This is a genomic window from Caulobacter sp. GW456-12-1-14-TSB4 (genome assembly GCF_059424195.1).
In genome coordinates this window covers 1-5,120 of sequence record NZ_JBWKZF010000066.1, presented here as the reverse complement: position 1 = coordinate 5,120, position 5,120 = coordinate 1, and the positions used below count along the sequence as shown (strand labels likewise).

Genomic DNA, 5,120 nt, shown 5'->3' with positions numbered 1-5,120 from the left:
GACCCGGACCCCGGCCGTGACGCCCGCCGTCCCCGCGCCCGTGGCCGCGACACCCGCCGAAGGTGGAACGGTGGGCGGCGACGGCTCGCAAATCCAGCTGTCGGACATCACCCTGGCCGACCAGCAGGCCCACCCGCTGAAAGGCGAGCTCAGCTGCCATTTCCGCGACAAGGCCAATGCCCTGCTGCTAGTCGGCTCGGGCTTCTCGGGGATCAAGGAGCCCGGCTTTGGCCTGGTGAAGGTCGCCGGCTATGTCGAGCAGGTCGTCGCCCCCGGCGGCTTCGACGCCATGGTCAACGGCACGGCCTTCAGCGGCCAGGGCAAGACGGTGACCGTCGCGATCACCGGCAAGGCCACGGGCGGCGGCGAGTCGCCGGCCTATCCGGCCACGCTCACCTACGACCGCGCCGACGGCGCCAAGCGGGTGTTCCCCGGGACCTGGACCTGCGGTCCGTAGGGCTTACCGCCCACCCTACCGCCAGGCGTAGTTGAAGCTGATGCTGATGCGCTGCTCGTCGGCCTGGTTGGTCGTGACCTCGTGGCGCAGCCAGCTCTCCCACATCAGCACGGTCCCGGCCGAGGGCTTGACGTAGATGAACGGCCGCAGGGTCTCGGGCGCGTCGTCGGCGCGCGTGGGCGCGGCCATCATCATCGGCAGGCGCGGGTCCTCGAACTTCAGGGCCGAGGCGCCCGGCGGGATGGTCACATAGACCGTGCCGGAAATGACGCTGTGCGGGTGGATGTGGCCGCTGTGCGAGCCGCCCGGCTCCAGGATGTTGATCCACAGGCTGTCCATGACCAACTTGCCGCCGGCTAGGTCGAAGGCCAAGTCCTTGGCGAAGGCGGCGGCGTGCCTGTCCAGCTTCTTCTTCAGCGCCTCGAACAGGCTGTCGCGCTGCGGCAGGTCGTTCAGCGAGGCGTAGGAGGTATAGCCCAGATAGCCCTTGTTATAGGCCCAGGCCTGGCCGGCCTCGTCGTCCTCGGCGATGGCGATGCAGGCGTCGTGCAGCTCGTCGATGAACGCCTCGGCGTCCTTCTCGCTGGCGAGGCTGGCTTCATAGAGCGGGGTGACGAAGAGCGGGCGCGTGGTCATGGGGGGCGTCATAGCGCCCCTCGTGATTGACGACAAACCACCAATAGAACATCATGAGAACATGTCCGGTAAGATGACACCCAAGATCGATGCAGCGCCGGCCGAAGCAGTCGGCCGGAACTCGGCGGTCTTCGCTCAGAAGCCGCCTGAGAGCGACTTCGTGGAACGCCCTGGCTTCGAGGACAACGAGGCGCACTGGCAGGATGTCCAGCGCATCGCGGAAGAGACCGAGCGCAACGGCGGCATCCCCCTGGAGGATGTCATCCGCTGGGTAGAGTCGTGGGACACGGATAATGAACTTCCCCCGCCTGAACCGCGCCCGCGAAACGCTGGATGAGAACAATCGAAATCTCGGCGCAAGCCCGCCGGGACATCGAATACCTGCGCGCCTGGCTGGCGCCGCGCGCACCGAACGCCTCCAGACGCGCGGTCCGGACGATCCTCGCGGCCGTTGAGACTCTCGCCGAATTTCCCGAGCGTGGACGCCTCGTACGCAACAATCAGCGAGAGCTGACCGTCCGGTTCAGCTCGACCGGCTATGTTCTGCGGTACGTCATCCACACCGAGCGGGTTACATTGTCCCGCGTCTTCCATAGTCTCGAACGTCGCTGAACGCTCCGGACTCGCCTATATCTCCCCTCGTGACCGACACCACCACCGACACCGACGCCTCGCCCCGCCTCATCGGCGCCGCCTTGATCAAGGACGAGGTCACGCGCCTGCCTGACGCGCCGGGCGTCTACCGGATGATCGGCGAGGCCGACGAGGTGCTGTACGTCGGCAAGGCCAAGAGCCTGAAGAAGCGCGTGGTCCAGTACGCCCAAGGCCGCTTCCACACCAACCGCATCGCCAACATGGTCGACGCCACGCGGTCGATGGAGTTCATCACCACCCGCACCGAAGCCGACGCCCTGCTGCTCGAGATCAATCTGATCAAGCAGCTGAAACCGCGCTTCAACGTGCTGCTGCGCGACGACAAGAGCTTCCCCGAGATCGTCATCCGCCGCGACCACGACGCGCCGCAGCTGCGCAAGCACCGCGGCGCCCACACCCTCAAGGGCGACTATTTCGGGCCGTTCGCCAGCGCCTGGGCGGTGAACCGCACGCTGAACACCCTGCAGAAAGCGTTTCTCCTCCGCTCGTGCAGCGACAGCGTCTACGACGCCCGCGACCGGCCCTGCATGCTGCACCAGATCAAGCGCTGCGCCGCCCCCTGCACCGGCCTGATCGGCAAGGAGGACTACCAGGGCCTCGTCGACCAGGCGGAAGCCTTCCTGCGCGGCAAGTCCCGCGCGGTCATGGCGACCATGGCCAAGGAGATGGAAGAGGCCGCCGAGGAGCTGGAGTTCGAACGCGCCGCCCGCCTGCGCGACCGCATCCGCGCGCTCTCCAGCGTCGCCCAGGAAACCCAGATCAACCCCGAGACCGTGGACGAGGCCGACGTCGTCGCCCTGCACGTCGAGGGCGGCCAGGCCTGCGTGCAGGTGTTCTTCTTCCGCGCCGGCCAGAACTGGGGCAACCGCGCCTACTTCCCGCGCGTGGCCGGTTCCGCCGACGAGTCCGAGGACGAGACCACCACCGAGGAACAGCGCATCCTCACCGCGTTCCTGGGCCAGTTCTACGACGACAAGCCGATCCCGCGCCTGATCCTGGCCAATGTCCAGCCGGCCGAGACCGAGCTGCTGTCCGAGGCCTTCGCCCTGAAGAGCGGCCGCAAGGTCGAGATCGCCGTCCCCAAGCGCGGCGAGAAGGCCGACCTCGTCGGCCACGCTCTGACCAACGCGCGCGAAGCCCTGGGCCGCAAGATGGCCGAGGGCAGCGCCCAGACCAAGCTGCTGGCCGGCGTCGCCGAGGCCTTCAAGCTGGAGGCTCCCCCCGAGCGGATCGAGGTCTACGACAACAGCCACATCCAGGGCACCAACGCCGTCGGCGGCATGATCGTGGCCGGGCCGGAAGGCTTCATGAAAGGCCAGTACCGCAAGTTCAACATCAAGAGCACCGAGCTCACGCCCGGCGACGACTACGGCATGATGAAGGAGGTGCTGAAGCGCCGCTTCGCCCGCCTGGTCAAGGAAGAGGAGGAAGGCGACGACGCCAACCGCCCCGACCTCGTGCTGGTCGACGGCGGCAAGGGCCAGCTGGACGCGGCCCTGGAGATCATGGCCGACCTCGGCGTCGACGACATCGCCGTCGTCGGGGTGGCTAAGGGTCCTGACCGCGACGCGGGGCTGGAGCGGTTCTTCATTCCCGGCCAGACGCCGTTCATGCTCGAGCCGAAGTCGCCGGTGCTCTACTACCTCCAACGCCTGCGCGACGAGGCGCACCGCTTCGCCATCGGCGCGCACCGCACCCGCCGATCCATGGACCTGAAGAAGAACCCGCTGGACGAGATCGAAGGCGTCGGCCCGGGGCGGAAGAAGGCCCTGCTGCACGCGTTCGGCTCGGCCAAGGGCGTCGGCCGGGCGAGCGTGGAGGATCTGGTGAAGGTCGAGGGCGTCAGCCAGGCGCTGGCCGAACGCATCCACGGGTTCTTCCGGAAGGGCTGACGCAAGGAACCAATCGACCCGCGCACGCGTAGCCGCTGCTGATGATCACGCCATCGCAAGCGGAGCCGAGCTTATGAGCGCGCAGACCCACGACACCACCACCGCTACCCAACGCGAACGCACCGCCAAGGCCGAGGCGATCGCCAAGGCCAAGGCTATCGCCCCGCAGATCGCGGCCAGGATCGGCAGCACACCGAAGACCACCTTCCGGGGCGATCCGGACATCTTCGGCCGGCTGGTCGAGGACCACGACCGCCACCGCGCCCTGCTGGCCATGATCGAGGAGACGCACGGCGACAGCGACGACCGCCACGTGCTGTTCGAGGAGCTGACCCGCGAGCTGAAGGCCCACGCCGCGGCCGAGGAGCAGGCCCTGTGGTCGAGCGTGCTGCGCGACCCGGAGACCACCGAGTTCGCCCGCCACGCCGTCGCCGAGCACAAGGAGATCGACGAGATGCTGGCCGACCTGGCCGCTCGCGACATGGGCTCGTCCGGCTGGCTGCGGCGGTTCGCGGGCCTGAAGGAGGAGTACCTGCACCACATCCGCGAGGAGGAGCAGGAGCAGTTCGTCGCCGCCGAGAAGCGCCTCAGCGCCACCGACGCGCGCCACATGCGCCAGGTCTTCGAGCGCCGGAAGAAGGCCGAGAAGGCGGACGCCGAGATCGAGAAGAAGATCCGGCTCAAGGACTGAGGTCCCAGGCGCCTCGCCATGTCCCGGGGGAACCGTGTCTTCGAAGAACGCGGTTCCCTCTGGAACCTTAAGCGCTGAGGCCACGTTTAAGGTTCAAGTTATCGTCAAGGAGGCGGTCATGGACCAGCAAGACCAAAAGACCTTCGAGCGCGACCTGGTCGCCCTGATCCCGCACCTGCGGGCCTTCGCCCGGTCGCTGTGCGGCAACGCCTCGTCGGCCGACGACCTGGCGCAGGAAGCCGTGGCCAAGGCCTGGGCCAGCCGCAACAGCTTCGCCATGGGCACCAACATGAAGGCCTGGACCTTCATGATCCTGCGCAACCAGTTCTATTCGGAAAAGCGCCGCAGCTGGCGCTCGGTCGGCCTGGATCAGGAGACCGCCGAACGCACCCTGGTGGCCAACACCAATTTCGACGGCGCCATCGCCCTGGACGACCTGCGCCAGGCCATGCTGATGCTGCCCGAGAACCAGCGCGAAGCCCTGATCCTGATCGGCGCCGGCGGCTTCAGCTACGAAGAAGCGGCCGAGATCATCGGCGTCGCCGTCGGCACGGTGAAGAGCCGCGTCAGCCGCGCCCGCGCCGACCTGGTCCAGATCTTCGAGACCGGCAGCTACGAGCGTGACGGCAAGCCGGTGCACGAGGCCATGGGCTCGATGCTGAAGGCGCTGGAGCGTCTGGCGGCTTAAAAGTCGATTTCTCCTCCCCCGCTGGGGGAGGTGGCCCGGAGGGCCGGAGGGGGCAGCTCGGCTTAGGCCGGCGACGCCCCCTCAGTCGGCTTCGCCGACAGC

7 protein-coding genes are annotated in these 5,120 nt (G+C 67.7%); 6 read left to right on the top strand and 1 reads right to left on the bottom strand.

Annotation, left to right across the window (positions count from 1 at the left end; all coding sequences use genetic code 11):
- Positions 1 to 457 (top strand): hypothetical protein (locus tag AC07YH_RS26570; RefSeq protein ID WP_494749886.1); only part of this gene is annotated, 457 nt, incomplete at its 5' end.
- A gap of 15 nt (positions 458 to 472) precedes the next feature.
- Here AC07YH_RS26570 and AC07YH_RS26565 read toward each other — a convergent pair.
- Complete coding sequence (locus AC07YH_RS26565) at positions 473 to 1,093, bottom strand: TIGR02466 family protein (RefSeq protein WP_494749885.1); 621 nt, start codon at positions 1,091 to 1,093, stop codon at positions 473 to 475.
- Positions 1,094 to 1,154: 61 nt separating this feature from the next.
- On the opposite strand from AC07YH_RS26565, the gene AC07YH_RS26560 reads away from it, so the two are divergent.
- The 5 genes from AC07YH_RS26560 (at position 1,155) to AC07YH_RS26540 (ending at position 5,018) form a co-directional block, all read left to right on the top strand.
- Positions 1,155 to 1,430: an antitoxin gene (locus tag AC07YH_RS26560; RefSeq protein WP_494749884.1), complete on the top strand. Its 276-nt coding sequence runs from the start codon at positions 1,155 to 1,157 to the stop codon at positions 1,428 to 1,430.
- Positions 1,427 to 1,705, top strand: a complete 279-nt coding sequence (locus tag AC07YH_RS26555; protein WP_494749883.1) for a type II toxin-antitoxin system RelE/ParE family toxin — start codon at positions 1,427 to 1,429, stop codon at positions 1,703 to 1,705. The genes AC07YH_RS26560 and AC07YH_RS26555 overlap by 4 nt, the downstream gene beginning before the upstream one ends.
- A 17-nt stretch (positions 1,706 to 1,722) precedes the next feature.
- A complete protein-coding gene (gene uvrC / locus AC07YH_RS26550; RefSeq protein WP_494749887.1) occupies positions 1,723 to 3,639 on the top strand; it encodes an excinuclease ABC subunit UvrC in 1,917 nt (638 codons plus the stop codon).
- Positions 3,640 to 3,712: 73 nt separating this feature from the next.
- The gene (locus tag AC07YH_RS26545; protein WP_494749882.1) at positions 3,713 to 4,330 is read left to right on the top strand and encodes a hemerythrin domain-containing protein; all 618 of its coding nucleotides are present in this window, start codon (positions 3,713 to 3,715) and stop codon (positions 4,328 to 4,330) included.
- A gap of 118 nt (positions 4,331 to 4,448) precedes the next feature.
- Positions 4,449 to 5,018: a sigma-70 family RNA polymerase sigma factor gene (locus AC07YH_RS26540; protein ID WP_494749881.1), complete on the top strand. Its 570-nt coding sequence runs from the start codon at positions 4,449 to 4,451 to the stop codon at positions 5,016 to 5,018.
- Positions 5,019 to 5,120 lie beyond the last annotated feature (102 nt).